This window comes from Bacillota bacterium LX-D (assembly GCA_031628995.1).
GTDB lineage: Bacteria > Bacillota > DUOV01 > DUOV01 > Zhaonellaceae > JAVLUO01.
Genome location: JAVLUO010000012.1, coordinates 34,325 through 60,582, shown reverse-complemented (window position 1 = coordinate 60,582; position 26,258 = coordinate 34,325). Strand labels below are relative to the sequence as shown.

Annotated in this window: 22 protein-coding genes, 2 tRNA genes and 1 pseudogene; 3 read left to right on the top strand and 22 right to left on the bottom strand. The window is 34.9% G+C overall.

Annotated elements, in window-relative coordinates:
* Nucleotides 1-321 precede the first annotated feature (321 nt).
* Nucleotides 322-630: a zinc-ribbon domain containing protein gene (locus RDV78_09910; GenBank protein ID MDS1030765.1), complete on the bottom strand. Its 309-nt coding sequence runs from the start codon at nt 628-630 to the stop codon at nt 322-324.
* 477 nt (nt 631-1,107) lie between these two features.
* Between RDV78_09910 and RDV78_09905 the strand changes: the two genes are divergently transcribed.
* Together RDV78_09905 and RDV78_09900 are read left to right on the top strand one after the other, a co-directional pair.
* Entirely contained in the window at nt 1,108-1,269 is a 162-nt protein-coding gene (locus RDV78_09905) for a hypothetical protein (protein MDS1030764.1), read from the top strand.
* A 547-nt stretch (nt 1,270-1,816) separates the two neighbouring features.
* Nucleotides 1,817-2,051: pseudogene (locus RDV78_09900) on the top strand (transposase).
* Nucleotides 2,052-2,312: 261 nt separating this feature from the next.
* Here RDV78_09900 and hfq read toward each other — a convergent pair.
* From hfq to RDV78_09810, 18 genes are all read right to left on the bottom strand, one after another.
* Entirely contained in the window at nt 2,313-2,552 is a 240-nt protein-coding gene (gene hfq, locus RDV78_09895) for an RNA chaperone Hfq (GenBank protein ID MDS1030763.1), read from the bottom strand.
* 44 nt (nt 2,553-2,596) lie between these two features.
* Complete coding sequence (gene miaA, locus RDV78_09890) at nt 2,597-3,547, bottom strand: tRNA (adenosine(37)-N6)-dimethylallyltransferase MiaA (protein ID MDS1030762.1); 951 nt, start codon at nt 3,545-3,547, stop codon at nt 2,597-2,599.
* Nucleotides 3,548-3,558: 11 nt separating this feature from the next.
* Entirely contained in the window at nt 3,559-5,355 is a 1,797-nt protein-coding gene (gene mutL / locus RDV78_09885; protein MDS1030761.1) for a DNA mismatch repair endonuclease MutL, read from the bottom strand.
* 2 nt (nt 5,356-5,357) lie between these two features.
* Complete coding sequence (gene mutS, locus RDV78_09880; GenBank protein MDS1030760.1) at nt 5,358-7,964, bottom strand: DNA mismatch repair protein MutS; 2,607 nt, start codon at nt 7,962-7,964, stop codon at nt 5,358-5,360.
* 34 nt (nt 7,965-7,998) lie between these two features.
* Nucleotides 7,999-9,339: a tRNA (N6-isopentenyl adenosine(37)-C2)-methylthiotransferase MiaB gene (miaB, locus tag RDV78_09875; protein ID MDS1030759.1), complete on the bottom strand. Its 1,341-nt coding sequence runs from the start codon at nt 9,337-9,339 to the stop codon at nt 7,999-8,001.
* 72 nt (nt 9,340-9,411) lie between these two features.
* Nucleotides 9,412-10,797, bottom strand: a complete 1,386-nt coding sequence (locus RDV78_09870) for a VWA domain-containing protein (GenBank protein MDS1030758.1) — start codon at nt 10,795-10,797, stop codon at nt 9,412-9,414.
* 5 nt (nt 10,798-10,802) lie between these two features.
* The gene (locus tag RDV78_09865; protein MDS1030757.1) at nt 10,803-11,684 is read right to left on the bottom strand and encodes a MoxR family ATPase; all 882 of its coding nucleotides are present in this window, start codon (nt 11,682-11,684) and stop codon (nt 10,803-10,805) included.
* A gap of 699 nt (nt 11,685-12,383) precedes the next feature.
* Nucleotides 12,384-12,468, bottom strand: a tRNA-Leu gene (locus RDV78_09860).
* An 88-nt stretch (nt 12,469-12,556) separates the two neighbouring features.
* On the bottom strand, nt 12,557-13,453 hold the full coding sequence (locus RDV78_09855) for a copper transporter (protein MDS1030756.1): 897 nt from the start codon (nt 13,451-13,453) through the stop codon (nt 12,557-12,559).
* A 103-nt stretch (nt 13,454-13,556) separates the two neighbouring features.
* Nucleotides 13,557-15,188, bottom strand: a complete 1,632-nt coding sequence (locus RDV78_09850; protein MDS1030755.1) for an ABC transporter substrate-binding protein — start codon at nt 15,186-15,188, stop codon at nt 13,557-13,559.
* A 42-nt stretch (nt 15,189-15,230) separates the two neighbouring features.
* Nucleotides 15,231-16,265: a nicotinate phosphoribosyltransferase gene (locus RDV78_09845; protein ID MDS1030754.1), complete on the bottom strand. Its 1,035-nt coding sequence runs from the start codon at nt 16,263-16,265 to the stop codon at nt 15,231-15,233.
* A gap of 92 nt (nt 16,266-16,357) precedes the next feature.
* Nucleotides 16,358-16,915: a lytic transglycosylase domain-containing protein gene (locus tag RDV78_09840; GenBank protein MDS1030753.1), complete on the bottom strand. Its 558-nt coding sequence runs from the start codon at nt 16,913-16,915 to the stop codon at nt 16,358-16,360.
* Nucleotides 16,916-16,951: 36 nt separating this feature from the next.
* Nucleotides 16,952-17,551, bottom strand: coding sequence for a dephospho-CoA kinase (gene coaE, locus RDV78_09835; protein MDS1030752.1), 600 nt, complete (start codon nt 17,549-17,551; stop codon nt 16,952-16,954).
* Between the two features lie 15 nt (nt 17,552-17,566).
* On the bottom strand, nt 17,567-18,226 hold the full coding sequence (gene ytaF / locus RDV78_09830) for a sporulation membrane protein YtaF (GenBank protein MDS1030751.1): 660 nt from the start codon (nt 18,224-18,226) through the stop codon (nt 17,567-17,569).
* A 96-nt stretch (nt 18,227-18,322) separates the two neighbouring features.
* Nucleotides 18,323-19,147, bottom strand: coding sequence for a DNA-formamidopyrimidine glycosylase (mutM, locus tag RDV78_09825; protein MDS1030750.1), 825 nt, complete (start codon nt 19,145-19,147; stop codon nt 18,323-18,325).
* 17 nt (nt 19,148-19,164) lie between these two features.
* Nucleotides 19,165-21,798, bottom strand: a complete 2,634-nt coding sequence (gene polA, locus RDV78_09820) for a DNA polymerase I (GenBank protein MDS1030749.1) — start codon at nt 21,796-21,798, stop codon at nt 19,165-19,167.
* 107 nt (nt 21,799-21,905) lie between these two features.
* A complete protein-coding gene (locus RDV78_09815; protein MDS1030748.1) occupies nt 21,906-23,042 on the bottom strand; it encodes a zf-HC2 domain-containing protein in 1,137 nt (378 codons plus the stop codon).
* A gap of 13 nt (nt 23,043-23,055) precedes the next feature.
* A complete protein-coding gene (locus tag RDV78_09810; GenBank protein ID MDS1030747.1) occupies nt 23,056-23,661 on the bottom strand; it encodes a sigma-70 family RNA polymerase sigma factor in 606 nt (201 codons plus the stop codon).
* Nucleotides 23,662-23,852: 191 nt separating this feature from the next.
* Between RDV78_09810 and RDV78_09805 the strand changes: the two genes are divergently transcribed.
* Nucleotides 23,853-23,941 (top strand) — tRNA-Leu (locus RDV78_09805).
* A 36-nt stretch (nt 23,942-23,977) separates the two neighbouring features.
* Here the strand turns inward: RDV78_09805 and RDV78_09800 are convergent.
* The 3 genes from RDV78_09800 to RDV78_09790 all read right to left on the bottom strand — a co-directional run bounded on the left by RDV78_09800 (nt 23,978) and on the right by RDV78_09790 (nt 26,248).
* Nucleotides 23,978-24,265 carry a hypothetical protein gene (locus RDV78_09800; protein MDS1030746.1) on the bottom strand — a complete coding sequence of 96 codons (288 nt, stop codon included), beginning with the start codon at nt 24,263-24,265 and terminating at the stop codon, nt 23,978-23,980.
* A 219-nt stretch (nt 24,266-24,484) separates the two neighbouring features.
* Nucleotides 24,485-24,742, bottom strand: coding sequence for an anaerobic ribonucleoside-triphosphate reductase (nrdD, locus tag RDV78_09795; GenBank protein ID MDS1030745.1), 258 nt, complete (start codon nt 24,740-24,742; stop codon nt 24,485-24,487).
* A 690-nt stretch (nt 24,743-25,432) separates the two neighbouring features.
* On the bottom strand, nt 25,433-26,248 hold the full coding sequence (locus RDV78_09790) for an aminotransferase class IV (GenBank protein MDS1030744.1): 816 nt from the start codon (nt 26,246-26,248) through the stop codon (nt 25,433-25,435).
* Nucleotides 26,249-26,258: the final 10 nt, after the last annotated feature.

Sequence of the window (26,258 nt, the reverse complement as noted above, 5' to 3'; positions counted from 1 at the left end):
AAGAATTATCTTATCATGTTTATTAGCTTTTGTCAAACACTTTTTATTACTGTCGGCTCAAGGCCGCAGCTGTTTGACGTTTAAATATTATACTATATGCTCACTTATATGTCAACCTTTTGCCAGGACAAGTTTGTTAATTATAAAATAAATTAGTCCTAGTATATTTCCATTATAAACGCCTTGATTAAAAATGGAGGAATTGCAATAGGGCGAATGAAGTTAACTATATGTCGCACCCGTTCTTTGTTCGGCGACATACATAGTTATAAAAAAACTTCCAAGAGTTTTCTCTGGGAAGTTTCAATCCAAATTAAATTTTTATCTTCTAGTACGATTGCGTGGCTGATAACAATCTTTACAATACACTGGTTTATCTCCAGTCGGCTTAAAAGGAACGGTTGTTTCCTTGCCACAAGATGAACAAACAGCAGGAAACATTTCACGTTGTGAATTACCGTATCTTCCACCTTTATTAGATCTTACTTGCGCCTTTCTTGCGGAACGACATTCTGGGCAACGTCCAGGCTCATTCATGAATCCTTTTTTGGCATAAAATTCCTGTTCAGAAGCAGAAAAAACAAATTCTTTTCCACAATCTTTACAAGTTAAAACCTTGTCATTAAACATAGAAAAAACCTCCTAAATTAGTTGCCCGTTGCAAAGGGAATTCAACATCTTCCCATGCTCAAGGCAATCGAGGAAGGTTTGTATCTATCCATAAGCACTATCGAGCTTATCATAAGTATACCCAAAAAATAGTAAATTAGCAAGAATGAAAATATCTTTAAAATTAATGAAAATTAATGAACTGCTTAAAAATTTTCAATGGAAAACTAGTGATGAGGTATACAAAAAAATTTTTATAATATTAACGATGAAATTGCAGATGTAGCAATTACTTATTTTTACTTTGCAACGAACTAAATATCGATTTAGATGAAGCAATTAGAGCAAAACTAGATAAAAACAAACTTAAATATCCTATTGAAAAGTCTTATGGATCCGACAAAAAATATACTGAATTTGAATAATTTCATTATATACTCATATAAATAAAAGCACTTGCTAATAATAAAACATATAGCGAAAGGAGGTTAGAACCAATTGCCAAATCCGAAAAATATTCAGCAAATGTTCAGCACTGTACAACGTCACCCTAATATGAAAACCTTTGCCTTAGCCACTTACGATGAAAGAATGAAAAAAGAGCCAATAATAAATTATTCAAAGGCGTTAAAAGGAAATCATCTAGGCTTTATCCCTTAATTATTAAGCCCCTAAAAAGAGGGCTTTTTAGTTTGCCCGGCATATTTGCTGAGCCGATGGGCTGAAAGAAACCCTATCGCCTAACCGGCAGGAAGATAACTCGTAAGCAAGGGCGTCACCGGTAACTGTAGGGTCTGCAGGAAGCCGAAGGGGGAACTTGGAACATAGGGGGGAAGATAAATCAAAGAATCTGACTGCAGATATAATATTTATGCAAAGAGAAGATAACCGAGCTGAAAAGTCAAAGGGAACGAAAAGACGGTGGTAACGAGCCGGCCGGATTTAACGTCCGCTCAAGTAGAGTACTGCAAAACCTCAGGGTAAGATTGCCACAGAGCCGGAGACGCCGGAGAATGCAGGAAGAAACTGCTGCATAAGCACCGTCAGCATAACGAAACAGGTGAAATAATGAAGAAACGATACAATTTGAGAGACAAAGTATATAAGAAAGATAACCCGGAAAAAGCCTTTAAGGCCGTAAAAGCAAAATAGCGCTCCCCGGAACAGATGGAGAGACCGTAGAAGCATTTGCAGTCGATTGGCAAAAAAAGTTAGTAAAGAAAATAGGATTGCTAATAAAGCAGCCTACAGTGTTCTAGGTATTAACGTCAACGGATGCAAAAAAATACCGGGCATCGGATTGGCGAAGCAGAAAGTGCCGGCTTTTGGCTTGGTATTAGTTATGCGTGATTCACCAAATTAGAAACTGTTTTAAATATATTCCTTATAAAGAACAAAAAGCAGTTATAGCAGATATGAAAACCATTTATCGTTTTATTTCTCCCGGTAGTAAAAATAAAGAGTGGGGATAATTACCCACTCTTTACCGGCAGAACTTCACCGGACGCTTGGGTTGTTCTCCAACATCGCCCTATCCTCCCAGTGAATAAGAGCCGGTTATAGTCTAACCTATTGTCGTAATATAAAACTAGGTGTAGAAATATGGCCGGAATATTTTATATTAAAATTTTAAACTGTGAAAAACCATTTACACGAAATTATGCATACTCCCTACTTCGGCTTTACCTTACTCGATTTTTATATTAAATGTTTTTGGCTTCACTATTTAAATTAACTGCTCTAGTAGGTAAAATAGTAGAGATAGTATGTTTATAAATCATTTGTTGCTTGCCGTCAGATTCAAGAATAACTATAAAATTATCAAAGCCCTTAACTATACCTTTTAATTGAAACCCATTTACTAAATAAATTGTTACAAGAATACTTTCCTTCCTAACTTGATTTAAAAAAGCATCTTGTAAATTAATTTGTGATTTTGTCATCTTGTCCCCTCCGCAATATTATTCTCTTTATGCTTTTATTCTACTTAATTATTAATTGTCCTGCCAAATTCTTTAATAACTTCCTCTATTATCCGGTTAACTTTTGATTTCTCATCAGCCATAAACCATTTGATTCTTTTATCTCTCTTAAACCAGGTTAGCTGTCTTTTAGCATACCTCCTTGTATCTCTTTTTATTAATCTTATTGCTTCATCCAAAGATATTTCACCTGCTAAATATGTACATATTTGTTTATACCCTAAACTTTGCATTGATTTTAAAGAAGGGCTAAAACCAGAGTCAATTAAGTTTCTAACCTCTTGTACAAGTCCCTGCTCAATCATCATATCTACCCGTTTTTCAATTCGATTATACAATATTTCCCTTGGCAACTCCAAACCTACCATTGCTAAATTATAATTACTTTCCTTTTTTCCCACATAATGTTGCGCCCAAATAGGATGTCCAGTTACTTTTAAGATTTCTAAAGCACGAATCACTCTACGTAAATCGTTGGGGTGTAATCGTTTAGCCGTAAGAGGATCTACCTGAGCAAGTTTAGCATGTACAAATGTATTTCCTTTTTCCTGAGCTTCTCGGAACAACTGCGTACGGTAGTCCCAATTAATTGCTGTTTCATGAAAGTAATATGGATCAATTACAGCTTGGACATATAATCCTGTTCCACCTACAAGGATGGGATACTTGCCCTTATTACAAATCTGGGGAATTAAATTTTGTACTTCCTTTTGATAATCTGCAACACTATAATCAACATCTGGTTCAACCACATCCAACATGTAATGTTTTATATACTTACCATCGCTAGAATAGCATTCAGATTGCATTATTTTTGCTGAACCAATATCAAATCCTTTGTAAATCTGAACAGAATCAGCTGAAATTATTTCCGCGTTTATCTTACCTGCAACTTCAACTGCGATTTTACTTTTTCCCACTGCCGTGGGGCCGATAATTGCTCCTAAGTTTAACATTGAATACCTTTCTATGTACGTAAGAATTTTTTTAATAACTCTGCTTTATTTAGACATATAATTGTAGGTCTTCCGTGAGGGCATGTAAAAGGGTAATCCGCTTGGTTAAGTTGCTGTAAAAGATGATTTATTTCGGGAAGAGCTAGTTTTTGATTTGCCTTCGCTGCCTTCTTACAAGCTAATAACTTAATTAATTTATCCTTGGCTAATATTGGATTTAAACTACTTCCACCCATTTCTGTCAAAAGAGTTGAAACTATTTCTTCCCCATCTTGAGGCGAAAAGCCTAAGGGAAGACCTCTTATTTGAAAAGAACAACCACCAAAATGTTCAATTATAATACCATAAGCAGTAAAATAAAAAATATTTTCAATTAATTTAGTAGCCTCAGAATAAGATAGTTCCAAGGTAATTGGTATAGCTAGCATCTGACTAGCTATTTCTTTCGAAGCATATTTACGTGTTAACTCTTCGTACATAATTCGCTCATGAGCCGCATGTTGGTCTAGAATGTATAATCCTTCTTCCCCTTCAGCCAAAATATAAGAATTAAATAATTGACCAATGGGATTAAGAATAGGTAATTTCTCTTGTTTGGCTTTTAGTTCTAAAGTTTCTTCTGTGGTTACCACAAATTTGGCAGCACTAGTATTATCATCCTGGGTTGCAGGTAATGTTGCAACATTTAAATATGAAGCGACTGCGACTTCTTCTTTACATATTTCTTTATCGACTTGAAAAGATACAGGTTCTTTTTGTTCTTCCTTTATAATTAGAGGTTGACTTTCCTTGACAGAATTAAACGTAGGCATGCTACTTTTGTTTTGCAGTGTTTCTTTGACGATAGTGGAAAAAGTATCTAATAATTTTTCCTCATTGCTAATTCTTACTTCTAGTTTTGTAGGATGCACATTAACATCAACTAATTCGAATGGGACTGAAATATTTATTACACAAATTGGATGTCGCTTTACTGGGAGAGCGCCTTGATAGCTTGCTTCCAAGGCTCTACTCAGCTTAGAGTGATGTATATACCGGTTATTTAGAAAAAATGTTTGCAAATCTCGGTTGGCTCGGTGCTGAAAACTTTGACCTATGTAGCCTTGGATACTTAACTCTGTAGAGTCATATTTAACCTTTAGTAGATGCTTTGCCAGTTCAATATTGTGAATTTGTGCAATTGTATCTAAAAGGTTATTATTACCACTTGTTTGGAAGATTATTCTTTCGTCACTTACGAGTTTAAAAGCTACTTGGGGATTAGCCAAAGCTAAGCGGTTAACTATATCTGCGACTAAGCCCGTTTCTTTTAAATGGGACTTTAAAAATTTTTTTCTTGCAGGAGTATTATAAAATAAATTTTCTACATTAATGATAGTTCCTTTAGGACAACCGCAAGGCTCTTTGGCCTTAAAAATACCTCCCTCTAGATAAATTTTAAAACCCTCAATATTGTCCGCCCTTCTGCTAAAAAGAGTTACTTTGCTAACTGCAGCAATACTTGGCAAACCTTCTCCACGAAATCCCAAGGTACTTATTTGGCTTAAATCCGCCATTGATTTAATTTTACTGGTGGCGTAGCGAATAAAAGCTAGTTGGGCATCTTCCTTGTCCATACCTTCTCCATCATCAGTAACTTTTATATATTCTAGTCCGCTTTGGCCAATTTCAATAATAATTTTGGTACTGCCAGCATCTAGAGAATTTTCCACTAATTCTTTAACTACTGAAGCAGGTCTCTCGACAACCTCTCCAGCCGCTATTTTTTCAGCAATATAAGGTTCAAGTATTTGTATTTTTGCTTTCACTGTTATTCTTCCATTTCACATTTCTTAAGTTTATTTTTAATAGCATTCAAAAAATTTAAAGCATCCAGGGGAGTTAAATAATTCACATCTAAATTTTTAATTGCTGCAACAATTTCCTGGTAAACATTTTGCTCTTTAATATACTTTTTTTCCACGGTTGGAGCAGCTTCCTCTAAAAATTCTCCAATATAATTTTCTTTTTCAAATTCCAATAACTTTTCCTGAGCTCTAGCAATAATTTCTTGAGGGACTCCAGCGAGTTTTGCAACATGAATACCATAACTACGATCTGATCCCCCTGGAACAACTTGTCGTAAAAAAATAACAGTATCATCATATTCCTTAACTGCCATACTATAATTTTTTACACCTGAATAAGAATCAGCCAAGCTTATTAATTCATGATAATGAGTTGCAAATAAAGTTCGTGCCTTTAGTTTATCTAGAATGTACTCATTAATAGCCCAGGCAATACTTAAGCCATCCAAAGTACTAGTTCCTCTGCCAACTTCATCTAAAATTATTAAACTCTGCTTTGAAGCTTTAGTTAGAATATTAGCAACCTCATTCATTTCAACCATGAAAGTACTCTGTCCCCTTGCTAAATCATCAGAAGCTCCGATACGCGCAAAAACCCTGTCTACTATACCAATCTTAGCTTTTTTGGCTGGAATAAAGCACCCAATTTGAGCCATTATTGTTAATAAGGCTATCATTCGGATATACGTTGATTTACCTGCCATATTGGGTCCAGTAATAATTGCCAGTTGGTTTTCCTTTGTATCTAGGTAACAATCATTGGGTACAAAACCAGTATCGAGACATAGTTTTTCTACTACTGGATGTCTGGCTTCGGTTAATTCTATGGTACAAGATTGGTCAACAATTGGTTTAGTATAATTGTTTTGAACTGCTATTTCAGCAAAACTACATATAACATCTAATTCAGCAATAACTTGTGCTAGTTTTTGAAGTTTTGCCGTATATTTAGTTACTTCCTGTCTTATTTCTAAAAACAGCTCATATTCTAAAGCCGCCGCTCGTTCTTCAGCATGTAAGACCAGCTCTTCTAATTCTTTAAGTTTAGGGGTAATATATCGTTCCACATTAGCTAAAGTTTGCTTGCGTATAAAATCTGCCGGGACGCTGGCTAGATTAGACTTTGTTACCTCAATATAATAACCAAAAACTTTATTATAGCCAACTTTAAGAGATTTAATGCCCGTACGTTCCTTTTCTTCTTGTTCTAAATTTGCTATCCATGTTCTCCCGTCACGGGTAGCCTCCCTAAGCCGATCTACCTCAAGATTATATCCAGTTTTGATTATTCCTCCCTCTTTCAACACAATAGGGGGGTCATCAATGATAGCAGCATCCAGCAATTCTACTAGTTCCGGCAATAGTTCTATATTTGCACATATCTTATTTAGGCCTGGAGATGTGGCCTGTTGTAACTTTTCTTTTATTGGTTTTAAAATTAGTAAAGAATTTTTTAAGGCTAATATATCTCTTGCATTGGCTGTACCGTAAGCAACTTTACCTAATAATCTTTCCACATCATACACTTTTTTTAAATGGGTCCTAACTTCAGAACGTAAAATATATTTTTCAACCAATTCCTCGGTCATATCTAACCTAAGCTGGATAGTTGCCAAATCAAGTAAAGGCTGCTCCAACCACTGTTTTAGCTTTCGTCCTCCCATAGCAGTCACTGTCTCATCAAGAATTTGCAGTAATGAGCCATTTTTTGTTTTATTTCTAGAATGGACTGTTAATTCAAGGTTATTCCTAGTTGATAAGTCAATTACCATAAAAGAATCTACTTGATAAAAATTTAGATTAATGATGTGCTGTAGGGCAATCTTCTGAGTTTCTTTTAAATACTGCATAATCATCCCGGCAGCTTTAACAGCTGCAGGTATTCTGGCAAAGCAAAAACTACTAAATTCCCTAGCACCAAAATGGTTTATTAAAATTTCACTGCCTTCTTTGCCCCTTAGAGGATATGCATGATAGGAACAATTGAGTAATTGGTTGATTTTAAGTTCAAATAATTGTTCATTTTTTGTATCTAAACTAAATAAAATTTCAGCAGGCTTAAGACGTACTAGTTCATCTATTAGTAAATACATTCCACTCTTTTCTTCAACATATGTAACTTTAAATTCCCCAGTTGAGATATCTATGTAAGCTAAACTATAAACGTCTTGCTCAGCAGCCAAAGCAACTAAATAATTATTTTGTTTTTCAGATAATACTTTTTCATCAACAATTGTACCAGGAGTAATAACACGAATAACCTCTCTTTTAACAATACCCTTTGCAGATTTAGGATCTTCAACCTGTTCACAAATTGCTACTTTATAACCCCTATTTACTAAACGAGCAATATAACCATCTGCCGCATGATAAGGTATTCCACACATAGGGACACGTTCTTCTCCACCTTCACGAGAAGTTAAGGTTATTTCCAGTTCTTTTGAAGCTGTTAAAGCATCTTCAAAAAACATTTCATAAAAATCTCCAAGACGAAAAAACAAAATAGAATCTAGATAGTTTTGTTTTATTTTAAGATACTGGCGCATCATTGGAGTTACATTACCGCTCATAATAAATATGACCTCACATTAATAGCTTTGTAAATTAGATATTTCCCTTAAAAGAAACAATTTTACCTAACAAAGACCAAGTTTGAGCTTCTGTTATTTCTACATCTACAATTTTTCCAATAAAATCTTCTCTTCCTTCCATTATAACAATTTTATTACCCCTTGTCCGACCGGATAGCTTACTTGAGTCTGTTTTACTTGTTCCTTCTACTAACACATTTTCAATTTTACCTAGCATTTGTTGATTTATTTCCCAGCTTATTTCATTTTGCAAATCAAGCAATCTTTGAAAACGTTCTTTTTTAACTTCAGATGAAATCTGATTAGGTAGATCTGCCGCTGGTGTTCCCTTCCGTGGAGAGTAGATGAAAGTATAAGCTTGATCAAACCTAGCTTTCCTAATAACATCCAGTGTCTCATTAAAATCTTCTTCTGTTTCTCCGGGGAAACCAACAATAATATCTGTAGTTATTACCGCTTGGGGTATTTGCTGGCGGATTTTGCTTACCAATTCTAAATATTTTTCTTTTGTATAACCCCGGTGCATACGCTTTAAGATTTCATTGCTGCCTGCTTGAATTGGAAGGTGAAAGTGTTCGCACACTTTTAATGAATTTTTAATTGTAGTAACTAATTTAGCTGTAAAATCTCTAGGGTGAGAGGTCATATATCTAATTCGTTCTAGCCCTGACAGTTTATCAATTTCCATTAATAAGTCTGCAAAATCAATTGCTTCTTTTAAATCTTTTCCGTAGGAATTTACATTTTGGCCTAAAAGAATAACTTCCTTAAAACCTTGTTCTGCTAAGTCTTTTATTTCCTTTATAATTTCTTGGGGCTCCCTACTTCTTTCTCTTCCTCTGACGTAAGGAACAATACAATAACTGCAAAAGTTATTACAGCCATACATAATAGTTACATAGGCTTTTAGTTGATCCGCTCTCTTAGAAGGTAAATTTTCAATAATGCCCTGTTCTTTATCCCAAACTTCAATTAAAGTTGTCCCGGAATCAACTGCTTCCTTAAGCAGTTCAGGTAAACGATGAATATTATGTGTTCCAAACACAATATCAATATGAGGTGCCCGCCTTTTAATCAAAGTTCCCATTTCAGGTTGCTGTGCCATGCATCCTCCTACAGCTATTAACATGTTAGGGTTCTGATACTTATATTTTTTTAAATTACCTAATCTTGCAAAAACTTTTTGTTCAGCCTTTTCCCGTACACAACAAGTATATAAAATAATTAAATCGGCCTTTTCAATATTTTCGGTCTTTTGATAACCAATTTGTTCTAATATACCGCCTAAAACTTCCGCATCATGTTCATTCATTTGGCAGCCCCAAACCTCAATATGGTAATACAGATTTGCCACTTCCTTTCAGCTAATCAATACATATTTTGCCCATTAGTTCATAAGTAAAACTCATTTTCCCTTGTAATGTAATTATAGAATTTTATTTGCAATAGTATATAATTGTTTTAAATTAGAACATTGATATACCTTGTTAACGTAAGGTTCATATAATTCTAAGATACTGTCCTCCTGATACCAACTGGACTGATCCTTTGGATTAAGCCAATAAACTTTAGCACATTTATCAGCAATAAATTTTAGCGCCTCCACTTTTGGTTCTCTCCAATTATTTTTTGCATCCCCTAGGATTATTACTGTAGTATTATGTTTTAACAAATTAACGTAATCAGTACTAATATCATTAAAAACCCTACCAAAATCAGAAAAACCTGATGCGGATATTTTTGTATTAAAAAGAGCCTTGTTAGCTACTTCAGTAAAATCATTTCTCAAGATAAAATTTGTTATATCTTCTAAACGATCGACAAATATCAAAGTATGGACAGCACTGAAACGTTTTTGCACAGCAAAAACCAGTAACAAAAAGAATTGACTAAATTGAGCTACGGAGTTTGAAACATCACATAGAACCAATAATTCTGGCTTTCCCGGCTTTCTTTTTCTGTTGACAATTTTTAGTACTTTACCTCCGGTACTAAAAGCCTTACGTATAGTAGATTTAAAACTAAAATCTCCTTGGCGAGCATCCTTACTTCTTCTACCGTCCTTAATAGCTAACCTTTTACCTAATTTAATAATTTGTTTCTGAATTAATGCATATTGCTCCTGAGACAATTTCCCGAACTCAGTATTTTTATAATTTGAGGCCTCAGCATAAGCTGTTAAAAAATCAGCATCTAATTTCTCACTTAAATGTTTAATTAGCTCAGTCTCTATTTGCAGCTTAACTTTTTTTAATAAGTCATTATAGTATTCTTTTTTCCTAGTATCTTCCTGACTCTGCTTTAGCAGTTGATTTTCTAGCATAAACCAATCTAAATTAAGTTGTATTTGCCTCAAGTAATCTGCTATTGTTTGAGGAACAACCTCACTATTATTCAAATCTAGAAGACTAATTTGCGCTGTAATTATTTTTCTAATTAATCCATAATCTTTATTTAGAAAAGCTTGCAGTAAACTGGGCCCACCAATACCACTCTGCCCAACACCCCTGCCATCAGTATTTGAAGCTCTTTTTTCAGATGGTGTTAGATTGTCAAGAGGGGATTTAATTTGCCCATTAGTTTGCTCAGGTAAACTATATTTCATTAAATGAAAATAAACTGTAAAGAGTTTATGAAATAAATCAGCTTCTTCTTGGCTTTTGACAAAGCTGCACCTTAATACTTGTTCAAATACTTTAACATCAAACTCCACAAGGGAAAGCGCTTCGATACAGTCCATAATTTCAATTGTTGAAATACTAAATCCGGCTTTTCTTAAATAACGAGCAAAAGAAACAATGGATTTTACCATCTTTTTTACCTCGGTTTTTCCAGACATTTGCTTAAAATTTGCTCCAACTTAGGTACTATTTTACTTACGTCTTCTTGATATTTAAGTAAGATAGTCAGTGCTTTTTTTACTTCATCCACCTGCATTTCTTTTGAATTTAAAATTAACAGTGCTTGAGCAAAATCAATTGTTTCAACAATACTAGGCCTTTTTTTTAGATCAAAGTATCGTAAATTTTGCACAAAAGTCGTCACCTGAGTAGCAAGTTTTTCAGATATACCTGGAAGTTTGGAACGGATAATAGTCATTTCTCTTTCTAAATCTGGATAATCTAAATACAAATAAAAGCACCTACGTTTTAAAGCCTCTGAAAATTCTCTACTGTTGTTGCTGGTTACAATAACAGTTGGCTTATTTTTTGCTTTAATTGTACCTAGCTCTGGAATAGATATTTGAAATTCTGCTAACAATTCTAACAAAAAACTTTCAAATTCTTCGTCACTTTTGTCTAACTCATCAATTAAAAGCACCACAGGTTCATTGCATCGCAACGCCTTCAGCAAAGGACGTGGTAAAATATATTCTTCAGTATAAATATCTTCTTTAAGTTTATCCCAATCTAAATTTTGCCTTCTAGCCTCCAGATACAATAACTGCATTTGATAATTCCACTCGTATAATGCTCTTCCTTCATCTAAACCTTCATAGCATTGCAACCTAATTAAAGTGCTTCCTGTAACTTCGGCAAGTACCTTAGCAAGTTCTGTTTTACCTACACCTGCAGGTCCTTCGATTAGTAAAGGTTTATTCATTTTATATGCTAAAAATAAAATTAAGGCCGCATTATCATTAATAAAATAATTTTGCTTAATTAAGCATGCACTTAGTTCCTGGTAATTAGCAAACATATTCAGGCCTCCTTTATAATAATTCTTTCTAATCAAGTAAGGTAAAGCCGAAGTAACTTGCTTGGGCTTTATCCTTCTCACAGAACCGTACGTACGGGCCTCGTATCCGGCTCCTGATAAACTTCAGTCACTTCTCGCAGAAGGGAGACAAAACGCCGACATTGTATGTTTCCAAATCAATTAACCCTATTCCTTAAACCAACTGTTTGGTAAGGCCATACTTTTGAATGGGCTTGCGGAGTTACGCCGGGTTGTCATAGATATTTTCTCGAACTGACCTTTATATCCTGCCTATGCAATTTCAGCCTCGGTTATCTTCTCTTTGCATAAATATTTATATCTGCAGTCAGATTCTTTGATTTATCTTCGCCCCTTCGCATTACATAAAAGCTTTGGACTTTCATGCCTCACTACAACTTGGTGCAGTGTCCTCCCGGTTTTATCCTCCGGTCTGTTACCGGCTTTTGGGCTTTCCCGCTTTTTACAGGGTTACTCGCCTGACTAGCCAACCTCGGTTTGCTTGCGCTATGTTCCAAGTTTCCCCCTTCGGCTTCCTGCAAACCCCACAGTTACCGGTGACGCCCTTGCTTACGAGTTATCTTCCTGCCGGTTAGGCGATAGGGTTTCTTTCAGCCCATCGGCTCAGCAAATATGCCGGGCAAACTAAAAAAAACTACCGATAATATCAGTAGTTTTTTTTGGTGCGGAAGATGGGACTTGAACCCATACGTATTTCTACACACGCCCCTCAAACGTGCCTGTCTGCCAGTTCCAGCACTTCCGCAAAAGCACTGCTTCCAGGGAACGATATTATTATACCATATAAAATACTATTAAGGCAAGTAATTTTAATTGGCCCCAAATATAATAGCTTAATTTACGCAGTGCACTTCATAATCTAACAAGGGCAACAGTCTATCTGCAGTTGTTTTTATGCCATAATTTCCAGGAGAGCCATTTATGGCTAATATTAAAGCAATTTGACCAATTGCACTATCAACATTATCTACTGTTATAATTTTTTTACTTTGATATAAGCCCATGTAAGAGAAAGTTACCTGACTTGGCTCAGTTCCGACTACCTCCAACCCTTGTTTCAAAAAATAATTAATCATCGGTAAGTCAATAACACTCACAGTATTTTCTTTAGGACCTTGACTTCCACCAAAGATTATGGCTATATCTGGTTTAACATTCTTAAATAACTCCGTAGTTGCATAATTTACTTCTTCTAGAGTTTTAAGTATTAGGGGATCAAAGCCATTCAAAACCCCTTCAGCTACTTTAAGACTTATTTTAGCAGCAAAGTCCGCACTTGTGCGAACTTTTGATAAATCCAATTTGTTAATTAAGAACGTCTTCATGTTTTGGTCAGTAAAATTAAAGCTGCTATCGATCCTGGTAATAGAAACTAAATTAGCGCCGGATAGCTCAAAACTTTTCTTTAAGCTATCAGTTGCAACATTATTATTTGTAACGATAAAAGCGATATTCAAGCCTAAAAGTTTATTTTTTACTAAGAGGGGCAACACCGCATTAGCGAATTGCTGGTAGTTATCATTAGAATTTTTAAAAGCTAATATTTCTTTTTGTGATAACCGATTTTGTTCACGTAATAAAATAAAATCCTGTTCCAAGCGATCTGTAATTGCTTTTTGTTCATTAAGTAAAGCATCATCACCAACTATGGTGCTGCCAATAAAAATACCCACACCCAAGGCCAAAAAAATTGCTACCAAGGTCGTAATATGAAATCGAAAATCTACCAACTTAGCTCCCGCCTTTTTTTGTTACAGTAGCGTAAGTATAGTATTATATTTTAGTTAGTAGGATATTCATTTTTTGCTAATTTTTTGCTAATTTTTCTAGTTACTACTCAATTCCTTGAAAAGAAACATTCTCTAAAGAAATTACTTTAAAGGGATTTAACTCGGGTTTAGCAATATTTGCGCCAAAAATAGCGTAATTAGCACCTTCTAAAATCGTTATAATTGTAGCATCCTCCATAATATTTTTCTCAGCTTGAATCAAAGCATCGTTCCTTTCCTTGCTGCCTATTTTTTGTGTTTGTATAAAGCTTAACAATTCATCAAAATTTATATTGTTATAATGAGTTAAATTATCTGGACTACTGCTCAAAAACATGGACCTATAAAAAACTTCTGGATCCGGAATTTGTAGGAAAAATGAATCTAAGTAAAAATCTATTCTATTTTGTTCGATCCCTCTTCTTAATTCTTCCAAAGAAGCTATTGGTTGGGTTCTAAGCTCTAAGCCCGCTTTCTGTAGCTGCTTTTTTATAGTTACTGCGATCTGTTCATTTTTCCCAATATTACAAAAATAAAGGTTTAATGCTTTCGGGTTTTTTGCCTTTTTTGTTAGTTCAGAAAAATATTTTTTACTTTTCTGTGCATCGTATTTATAGGGTTCTAAGGGTTTCATACCGTCTAATAATACCCGAGGAAGCAAACCCTGCGCAGGCAAATAATTTCCTAGCTTTGCTATTTCATTTCTATTTAAAGCATTGTTGATAGCTTGACGAAAATTGGGATCATCAAAAGGCGATTCTAAAGTATTAAAGCCTAAAAAAATTATTTCGGATCTTGGTTCTTTCTTCTCTAATTTTTTTAATTCTGGATCTTTCCTTAAAAACAGCTCCGGAATAATTTCTTCTGATTGCAAGATCTGAATGTCACCACGCTCCAGTTCAGATAAAGCAATGTCTTTTTCCGGTTCAAACTTAAATGTTAAACGCGGCATAGATGGTTTTTCAGGGTAATAGGGTGATGATTCTAAAGTAATGCTTTGCCCCAGAACCCATTCTACTAAACGATAAGGTCCCGTACCAGCTATTTTTAGCTTTTCTCCGGCCTCAGGTTTGCCATATAAATTTCCCTGCTCTGCAACCAAATCTTTGTTAACAATACTAGCGGCTAGGTGGGTTAGTTTTAATAAAAAACTTTCGTCCGCTGCATTTAAATCTACCTGAAGAACTCTATCATTGACAACTTTTATGCCTGAAACTTCCGTACCTTTTCCTTGGGCAAATTCCATGGCTCCATCTATTTTTCCAAAGATTTGATTGATCTCTGAATTATTAAGGCTTAGAGCTCTTTCCCAAGAAAACTTAACATCGCCTGCTGTAACTTTTTTCCCCGTATGAAATCTTGCGTTTTTCCGTAGTGAAAAGGTAAATGTCTTGCCATCAGGGGAAATCTTCCAACTAGCTGCCAAAGCAGGGACAACTTTCTCAGTATCTAAATCGTATTTGACTAAACCTTCGTAGATAGTGCTAGCTAATTCTATATCCCATGGAGTATCCAACTGAACAGGATCTAAACTGCTTAGATCTGTGGGCAAATTTATAGCCAACCCATTATTAATAATATTTTTCTGTTCCAACATTTTTTCTTCTATGGCCTTGTCATTAGAAAAACAGCCAAAAAGCATTATAGAAACTAATAGAAGACAAATAAGCTGTAAAAATTTATCAACTTTATTCAAAATAATCCCCTCATATATATGCCTGGCTAACCAGGCAAATAGTCACTTCATTCTTTGTAAGCGAGGAGAAAGTATTAATCCTGGTAATCTCCCCCTCTTTGCTATAGGCTGTCCATCAACTTCTTTCAAATCCATTGTCATATCAATCGGTGAAGCTGCCGAAATAAAGCTACCAACTCCAAAAGCATCTGCACCTGCCTGAGCTAATAAAGCAATTTTTTCGGGATAAAGACCCCCAGAAACAAAAATTTGTACTCTCTTATGTCCTGCTTGGTCTAATCTAAACCTAATTTCCCTAACCAATTCAGGAGTCACTCCACCTCGTTCACTTGGTGTATCTAGTCTTATGCCATCTAAGACTGGTCCTAAAGCATTGGACAAGCGCAAGGCTTCTTCGGCTTCGTCTTTAAAAGTATCAATTAGCATTAAACGCTTAGCATCTTTAGGCATATACTGTTCATAGGCCTTAGCAACTTCAACAGTATCACCTACAATGAGAAAAATAGCGTGTGGGACTGTTCCCGAAGGGTTTAGACCTGCTAATTTAGCCCCTAGGATACAGCTAGCACCATCTGCTCCTCCTACTATGGCTGCCCTTTCCATTACGGGAGCCACTGCTGGATGTACATGTCTTGCTCCGAAGCAAAACATGGGCTTATCCCCGCAAGCCTCTTTAATTATTTTAGCAGCAGTAGCCCAGCCGCTGGAACTAGCCAACATACCTAATAAAACAGTTTCATAGAGTCCAAATTGATTATATGCACCTTTAATGCGCATAACTACTTCTTTGGAGGAAAAGGCAGCTCCTTCCGGCAAGGACCAAATCTCAACATCCTTATCTTGAAGCAAATTGAGAACTTCGTTTACTCCTGCTAACACACCATTTTTACGAGCGAAGATTTCAGCTACTACCTTGGTATCATCTTTATTTAACTTTTGCAGTATTTCATATGTACGTACAAAATAAATATCTGTGGTAGCACCATCCAGTATTTCCTGGTGCTGGGCCGAATAAAAAAGCCGTTTTGGAGAAATTTCTAGCTCATCTACTTTTTTTAAATTATTTATTTCTGACACTGGCTTCACCTCTTCAAAATATACTTAGAATCCTTCTGAATTATATATTAACAGTTTACAAAGGGTATAGCCTTATTTTTTTAAAAATTTGCTTAATATAAACAGGAATAGACATTATAATCATGTAATACTCTTTCGATGAATTGACGGGTTTCCTTAAAAGGTATTTTATCTATATCTTCAGTTGATCCTAACCATATCCCCTTATCAAGCCATTGTCTTACATTGCCGCGACCACCATTATAAGCAGCCAAGGCTGCTGGCACATTTCCATTAAACTCAGAAATTAGATATGCTAAGTACCAGCTGCCTACTTTAATATTAAATTCTGGATCAAATAGTTTCTCCTCAGCATAGCTAATCCCCATTTTTTTTGTTACCCATTTAGCTGTTTCTGGCATTAATTGCATTAAACCACATGCTCCTCGAGGTGATTTGGCATCAGCCCTAAACTTACTTTCTACCCTAATCACTGCTAAAACTAAGTTAGGGCTTAAATTAGACCTTTGGGCAGAATCTACAATAGTATTTTGATAAGGAAAAGGATAAAAAACCTTCCAAACCCAAGGTAAAATAATGAAACTAAAAACAGCTAATAAGAATAAAACAAATAGAATCAATAATTTTTTCCTTCTTAATACAAAAACCATTTAACCACTCCAATTTATTTCCCCAATTATAATTAATCATTTAGCCACATACTTAGCCCAAAGATTCTCTACCTGTTCTAAAGTATACTCTATAGTTCCTTCAGTATTTATAATAATATCAGCATAGTCTAATTTTTCTTTTAAAGGCATTTGGGACTTAATTCGTGCTATTGCTTGTCCATAATTAAGATTATCACGGGCCATGAGCCTTTTTATTTGAGTTTCTTGACTGCAGGCAGCCAGCCAAATCTGTTCTACTTCCTGATTCAAACCTGTTTCTATTAAAAGAGCCGCATCTAAAACAATTAATTTAACCTTTTTTTCCCGTCTATATGTATCAATCTGCTCCCTAGCTATTTGTTTTATCCGGTAATGTGTGATACTATTTAAAAAGGCTCTAGCTTCTAAGTCACTAAAAATAATATTTGCCAGAGCCTTACGATTGATTTCACCAGAATCCAGTAAAATATTTTCTCCAAAATATCTTATAATTTCCTGCCAAGCAGGTTGACCCTTTCTTACTATTTCCCTGGAAATTTGATCAGCGTCAGTTAATTTCGCTCCTAAGCTTTCTAATTTTTTGGCAACAGTACTTTTGCCGCTAGCAATTCCGCCTGTTAATCCAATTACTAGCACTGTATTCACTCCTAATTAAATACGACTTAATCCTAAAATTATCAATATCAAGCCAGGTAAAAGAGCTCCTTTTTCTCCGAAACTGTTTTTACCCCATTTTTTCCCAAGATATAAACCTGTTGGCACTAAAATCAATTTAAAAAGACCAACGAATAATGGTACTAAGAAAAACTGGTAACCTGCTACAGCTGCGCCAAAACCTGCTCCTAAAGCATCCATAGCTAAGGCTAAACCTAAAACACAAGCTTCCCCTAAACCTATCACTCCTGAATTGTCAAAGTCAGCCTGGATTGGCTCTCGTAAAATTTGAATTACAACACCAAACATTGGAATTTTAATTCTCATGATAGATTTCTCTGCTTGCTTTAATTTTTCCTGTTTACCTGCTAAAGAGTTTTTTTCTCGATAAATATTTTCAATAGACTCAATTAAAATCCATATTCCTACAGCTACCATAATAAAAGACCCGATTTTCTCGGCAAGTTCCGTCGAAATAATTTGTGCTAGCATATTTCCAAAGAGCATAGATATTGTAATTGCCAAGGTGGACGTTAAACAGATAATTAATAATGAATACCAAGGTACTTTAATTCTGCGAATTCCATAGGAAATTCCTACCCCAAAACCGTCTAAGCTCACTGCTAAAGCAAAAATCATCGCATGAATAATACCCATATTTTTTGCCCTCCCTGTACATCAAGTGCTTAAGCTACTAACACAATATGTCAAGGAGGTTTGCATCGTTACATCGAAAAATCTTTCTTTAGGGCACTACTTTTGGCAATGTTTACAGTAGCAGGAACTTCTTCCCCCTACCCGCTGTTTAAGCAAAATACGCCCACACTTGGGGCAAGGCTGCCCCCCTTTTCCATATACTTTTAACAGCTTTTGAAAATCCCCCGTTCTGCCATCACCATCAACATAGTTTCGCATAGACGTACCTCGATTAGCAATGCCTAGCTGAAGTACACTTCTAATACTTCTATAAAGCTTTTGAAGCTCATCATCATTTAATGTATTAGCCAATCTTTCAGGTTGCAAACCTGCATCAAATAAAATTTCGTCAGCGTAAATATTGCCTATTCCAGCAATAAATCTCTGATCTAAAAGGAGTTGTTTAAGCTTTCCCTTTTTGTTTTTTAATTCGTTACTAAATTTTTCAAAAGAAAAGTCATCACCTAAAGGTTCTGGGCCTAACTCTCTTAAACCTTTGACTAAAGAGAATTCCTCCGGTTTTAGTAGGTATATTGTACCGAAACGCCTAATATCTACATAGCGCAGTTGGTCTCCATTATCTAATTCAAATATTAAATGAGTATGTTTTTGCACCTCATCGTTGGGTCTGGAATAAATTAACTGACCTGTCATTCTAAGATGAGTTACCCAAATAAAACCCGTAGAAAGGCAAATAAGCAAGTATTTTCCTCGACGTTTCAAAGCATCTATTCGGGCTCCTTCTAACCCCCTTTCAAAGTCCTCTGGACCAGGAATTTTAATTAGCTTAGGCATAAATATATTAACCTTCTTAATTTTCCTACCTAATAGCCTTTTTTCTAAACTTCTACGTACAGTTTCTACTTCAGGAAGTTCTGGCATACTTTTTCACCCTTACACTATAATTCTGTCATATCATACCAATTAGGGCCATATTTCATATCTACCTTTAATGGTACATCTAAAGAATAAACATTTTCCATAGAACTTCGCACGATAGAGGGTACCTCTTCCATTTCCTCTTTTGGTACATCAAAAATTAATTCATCGTGTACTTGGAGGATCATTTTTGTTTTTAAATGGGCTTCTTGGAGACGTTTATCAACTTCCAGCATTGCTAATTTAATAATATCAGCTGCACTGCCTTGAATAGGAGTATTCATCGCAGTCCGTTCTCCAAAAGCCCGAACGTTCCGGTTTGAACTGTAGATGTCAGGTAAATAGCGTCGACGCTTGAGAATAGTAGTTACATAGCCCTTTTCCCTAGCTTCTAAAATTATTTGTTCAATGTATTTTTTTACAGAAGGATAGCGAGAGAAATAAAGATCAATGTAATTTTGTGCTTCTTTCCTAGTAATACTTAAGTCTTTACTCAAACCAAAATCGCTAATTCCGTAAACGATTCCAAAATTTACTGCTTTGGCACGACGTCTTAAATCCTTAGTTACTTCATCCATCGGAATGCCAAAAACTTCACTGGCAGTCCTAGTATGAATGTCCTGATTTTTAAGAAAAGCATCGATTAAGCTTGCATCCTGCGCTATAGAGGCTAAAACACGCAGCTCTATTTGGGAGTAATCAGCAGCTAACAACACATTTTCTGGAGAAGATGGAATAAATGCTTTTCGTAAACGGCGCCCTACTTCTAATCTAATGGGAATATTTTGTAAGTTAGGCTCAGTACTGCTTAACCTTCCCGTAGCGGTAACCGTTTGATTAAATGTTGTATGAACCCTTTCTGTATTTGGACTAATTAACCCAAGCAAACCATCTATATAGGTACTTTTTAATTTAACTAGCTGCCTATATTCTAAAATATTTGCTACTATTTCATGCCTCTCAGCTAACTCTTCCAGTACTTCAGCGTTTGTTGAATAGCCAGTTTTGGTTTTTTTCAAAGGAGGCAGCCCTAATTTTTCAAATAAGATAACCCCCAATTGTTTTGGAGAATTAATGTTGAATTCTTCTCCAGCCAACTGATAAATTTTATCTGTAAGAAAATCAATTTCTTGGCCAATTTCTTGGCCCATTTTTAAAAGTTGATTTTTATCTAATTTTACTCCCTCAATTTCCATTTTGGCCAAGATTTTTATTAAAGGCAGTTCTACTGTGGAGTAAAGTTGCTCCATTTCAGTTTCAACCAGCTTTTCAGTAAATATATCCTTAAGATTTAGGATGGACCTGGCAGATCTTGTTACTATTTCTGCTATTTGGTCTGATGGTACCAATGGTTTGTTCAAATACTCCAAGCTCAAATTTTCAAGCTCATAATTGGACGCTGAGGGATTTAAAAGATAAGCAGCCAATAATATATCCCAACTAGATGCTTGGAAACTAATACCCCTAATTTTATTAGCTGCAAAAATTGCTTTTAAATCGTAACAAATTACCTCTCTATTTTCTTGATCAAATATACAGCTCAGATATTCGTTAATTTCCTCAGAAGATAAGTTGCGAAAATCTAAATATACATTTTCACTACCCCAGGCCATACCAATTGCAGTTATTTTAGCTTTTAAATAGTCTTTACTATCGAAAGCAAAATAACAAGCCACTTTTTGCGCAGGAACATTTGCTAACTTAGTTTTCAGTTCCGAGATAGTGTTTATGCAGACGAAGTAGTCATTTTCTTCAAATTCAGCAGTATCTAGAGTTTGATCCTTAATTTCACTTAAAATTTCTTTTAAAAGGCTATTAAACTCTAATTCTGTAAAAATTTCAAGTAAAGCTGGATAATCTGGTTTTTCATACCTATAGTCACTAAAATCTACTCTAAGGGGAACACAACAATCAATTGTGCCTAATTTTTTACTAAAAAGCGCTTGTTCTTTATTATTTATTATATTTTCTTTTAACTTAGGTTTTTTAATTTTTTCAACATTAGCAAGTAAATTTTCGACACTTCCATATTCCTGGATTAACTGTACAGCAGTTTTCTCCCCAATTCCAGGTATCCCAGGAATATTATCGGAATTATCGCCCATTAAACCTTTTACATCCCTTAATTTAGGGGGTTCAATGCCATATTTAGCTACAATGGCTTCTTTATCGTAGCATTCTAGCACACTGATACCTTTTCGGGTAATATAAGCATTAGTATGCTCAGTTACTAACTGTAAAGCATCACGGTCTCCTGTTATAATAATGCTCTCTAAATTTTCCTGCTCAGCTTTGTTTGCTATGGTACCTAATAAATCGTCAGCCTCAAAACCTTCTAGCTCAACAATGGCAATGTTTAGGGCCTTTAAGATTTTCCTAATTACAATAAACTGAGGCCGCAATTCTTGAGGAGTAGCTTTTCGACGGCCCTTATATTCGGAATATTGTTCGTGTCTAAAGGTTTTACCTTTATCAAAGGCAACAACAATATAGCCGGGTTTTTCAGTTTTTAATAATTTTAAAAGCATCATGGTAAAACCGTAAGCTGCATTGGTAAATATTCCTTGTCTATTTGACAAAAGGGGTAAAGCATAAAAAGCTCTATGTGCTAAACTGTTTCCATCTAAAATTAGTATCTTCTCTTTTGGTTTCATGATTGCACTCCTAATTTATTCAATGCTATTATTTACAAAAATAGATTCAATCATAAATTAAAAAATTCGGTATACAGGAACATTTTCCTGCCTACCGAATTTCAAGACTAAGGTACCAGCTTAATTTTGCAAATCACATTTTGGTCGGATAGTGTCTTTAGTTTTTCATAATATTTGTTTAGTTCCTCTGTTTTCACTAGCAGTTCCTCTTGAATTTTCTTAATTACTTCTTGATTGTCCTCAAATGCAAGCTGTTCTTTAAGCTTATCTATTACCAAGTAAAGACTATTTTGTTTTTTATTTATCTGCTTCACTTGTTTCGCTGCACTTTGGCCCGAGCTAGTTTCTTTAAAACAATCTCCATGTTTTTCAATAGCTTGTATAGCGCGTACTAAATTTTTTTCTGGAAAACTAACTTCTAGGTAGTTCTGATCTTGCACTAAAATAATGCCCCCCATGGAGATAGCTGCCATTTTTACATCTTCTCGAGCTTGATCTATATTTTTTACGTGCAAATCTATTTCCTTCACTAGTAATTGGTAATCTGTATCAACTGATACATCATCCTGTATAAAGGACATGGCTGTTGATAATGATTTTTCTTGAGTTTGTAAATTGAAACCATTTCGATCATTCAAATTTATAAAAGTACCATCTTCACTACGTATTTTCGGGGATACCGCAGTAGCTATAACAGATTTGACAGTAGTTTCTACTGGACGCTTTTCAGAAAGGGAACCATTCTTTTCTATCCTACTTTTTTTAGGAGAAGCATTCTCCACACTTTCAATTTTTAATTCCTTCGTTTTATTTGGAGGGACCTGAGGTTTTTTTTCAATTGTAGCTTGATTTTGTTTACTTAGAATTTTTTGTTTTTGCCCGTCTTCTACAGTACTTAAGGACGACTCCACCTTGTAATTTAAAGCAGCTGCAAAGTGAGTAGAAACTACTATTAAGAAAATAGCAGCTACAGCAGTCCCCAATTTATACCTGGAAATATTATTCAGGGGTTTTTTCTGCATATTTACTTTTCTCAACTTGCAACTAAGATTAGAATGAAAATCAGCAGGAAGGTCCAATTCTGGCGAATTTCGCAGAAAATGAATAGTTTTTTGGAGGTTTAAAAGTTCCTGACGGCATTTACTGCAAAACTTAAGATGTTCCATTACTTGTAATGTTTCCGATTGGGTTAATTCTGTATCTATAAAAGCTGATAGCATTTCTTGTATTTCCCGACAGTTCATCTCTTGTCCCTCCTTACTTACTAATTAGACGGTAACTTTCTGAAAATAGTTCCTGTTTTGCTAGTACCAAATCTTTCATGGCTTTTCGAGCCCTATTTAACCTGGATTTTACCGTTCCAAGTGTACAATTTAATTTTTTGGCTATTTCATCGTAACTAAAACTTTGTAGCTCACGCATAATTAAAACTTCTCTATATTCTGGAGCTAAGCTATCTAACATTTTCTGAACAATTTCCTGGCCTTCTTTGCCTTCATAAATTCTTTCCGGTGAATACGTCCAATCTTCCGCCTGTCTGGACAATTCACCTTCTTCAGTAAATAAAGGTGCATCGAGAGATATAACTTGCCTTTTTTTTCTTTTCCTAAGTTCATCACGGCAAACATTTGTAACTATATGAAAAATCCATGTTTTAAAAGAAGCATCTCCACGGAACCCTCTAATAGATTTAAAAGCTTTGATAAATGTTTCTTGTGCTAAATCACAAGCATCTTCATAATTTCCCATAAAACGGTAGGCAATGGTATAAACTTGCTTTTCGTATTTTAGTGCTAATTCTTCAAAAGCCTCGGCATTGCCGGATTTACTTAATTCTATTAATTTAGATTCATCTAGCTCCAAACCAAGGCCCCCTCTCATACTAACCCGTATCAGACGAAAAATATGCTAGTTTTGTTCCCAACTTTTATATAATTCGGGACTATGTGACAAAACCCTTGTTTAGATTTAAAATTTATCAAAACACTTATTGATTAAAATTGTTGACATTGATAAATATTTTTGATAATATAATCGTTGTTAACATAGCTTGTGCCGAAGTGGCGGAATTGGCAGACGCACTGGACTCAAAATCCAGCGGGGCTCACCCCCCGTGTCGGTTCGACCCCGACCTTCGGCACCATATAAAATAAGGCTTCCAAGAATAACATTGGAAGCCTTATTTTATATAAATTTGTTTTGACACCAATTTTGACACCAAACCATTACTATCCATGATTGCTTTTTTATAAACCTCTATACAAGTTTTAAAACTAATTTCCAAACATAGTAAATTATATTTATCAAGAAGTTCTCTATCCCCATTCATGTTTTCCTCTAGTATTTTTCTTATCGAGATTAATCTATCCTGAAGCTCTTTGTACCAATCTTCGTTGGTAACACCATTACAGATATTATCTATCCTTTGTTCTACAACACCTTCTATAAAATTTAGTGCATAGTTCATTTTGTTCTATTTCCCCCTCTGTATTGAATTTTTTCTTCTGGCTTAAAGGTACTCAAGTCCAACGGGCCATCATCATCCATATTTTTCTTATAGCACAATTTTTTAATAACGTTATATTGGCTAAATAGATAAATAAAATCTTACAAGAAAAAACAATTATAATAGATGGTTTAGTATTTAAGGATATAAAAAAGCCCCGGTCTCCCGGGGCTTAAGTTTTTACATATGGCAATATCTATCTCTTGCTTCCGCTATTTTTGCATCATTAAAATTTTTCTCATTACTTAAGTAACCAGTAATACGTCTAATCCTTTGTATTTTCCGACGATAATAAGGTTTAATAATTAATTCTTCCCCATCTTGGCTAACATCCACTGACAATACAGTTTCACCTTTGTCCTGTGCCTCTTTGTTAACGATTCGAGTTATTTCCTCTATCTCGGCAGATGTAAGGTCTAATGTTGTATTTATTTCCAATTATATCGCCTCCTATCTATATAAATAGTATATTTGACATTTATTAGGCAAACCCTTTAATAATATACCAATTTAATATAGTATTATTTTGCTGACAAAACAAAAAAAGGGCCTCTCGGTCACCATTTCCCATTAACAATTGCTCGTACTATTTCATAATATATATCAAGTTCAAGTACTTGAACAATTTGAATAAAAGGAGGAAATATCATGGGCAACTACGGTAACGACGGTGTTTTAGGTGGTATCTTTAATAGAGACAACAATTTTTTAGTTTTTATTATCTTACTTTTGCTAATTTGCTGCAACAAACATTGTGATTAATAAAAAAGGCGGGCACTAGCCCGCCATAACTTATGCCTTCTTTAAAATTAATTTTCCATTTTCCAAAGTAGCTTTCTTATTAAGCAAATATGCTACACTATCAGTCGGAATATAGCTTTTTCCGTTCACAATAATAGAGAACGTCTGTATTTGCGTGTAGATGGCAATATCTACCACTAAGGAGACGGTCATTTATGCAAGATTTAGACAACCTCATACTCCCCTCCGTGCACATAGATGAAACCGTACGTTCCCTCTTAGACCAGTCGGATTAAAACCACGGGACCCTAGGAAACAATTAAATTAAATTTATGAACATATTTTTTAGTCTTAAAATTAGTCAACTTTTGTTAGAGAAAGCCATAATCATCCACATTTATAGAGTAATTCATATGTTTCTCGGATATTTTTAGTTATTGGATAGTTATTTAAATCAAATGTTTTATTAGCAAATTGGCTGACAGGCATGATTTCTAATAAAGAATTAGTTACAAAAATTTCATCAGCATTTAAGAGTATCTCTTGCTCAAAAGATCCAAGTTCAACTTCTAAATTTAATTGCTTTACAAGCTTAATCACTTTGCTTCTAACAATCCCAGGTAAAAGACCACATCTAATATCCGGCGTATAGACTACTGTGTCTTTAACAAAGAAAATATTCGAAATGGTTCCTTCACACACCTGCCTGAAAGCATTTAAAAAAATTGCCTCATCATAGCCCTGTTTTACGGCTTGTTGACGGATTAGAATATTTTCCAGGTAATTATTTGATTTAATTCCGACCAACAAAGAATTTGGATTTCTTTGTGTCTCTGCAATACACAGCTTAAATCCCTTTGCATAAGCGTCTGGCAAATAAGTTCTTGCACTAGTAGTTATAATTAAATAACTCCCATCGTCGTTTCTATTATGTGCTATCCTCAGGGCGCCATCTATAAGTTGGTTCTCCAGTATCAACTCGTGACAGTATTTGTAAATTAATTCTTGTGAAAATTTTAAGGGAATATTTAAATCTTCGCTTCCAGCCTTTAGTCTTTCGAAATGTTCCGGAAAAAAAAACATTTTCTGCTGGCTTACTTTAATGGTTTCAAATAACCCATAACCATATAAGACACTTTCACTAAGGGGTGAAATAGCTGCATGTTGTTTTTTAAGCAAATTTCCATTTAAAGAAATATACATATCATGCACT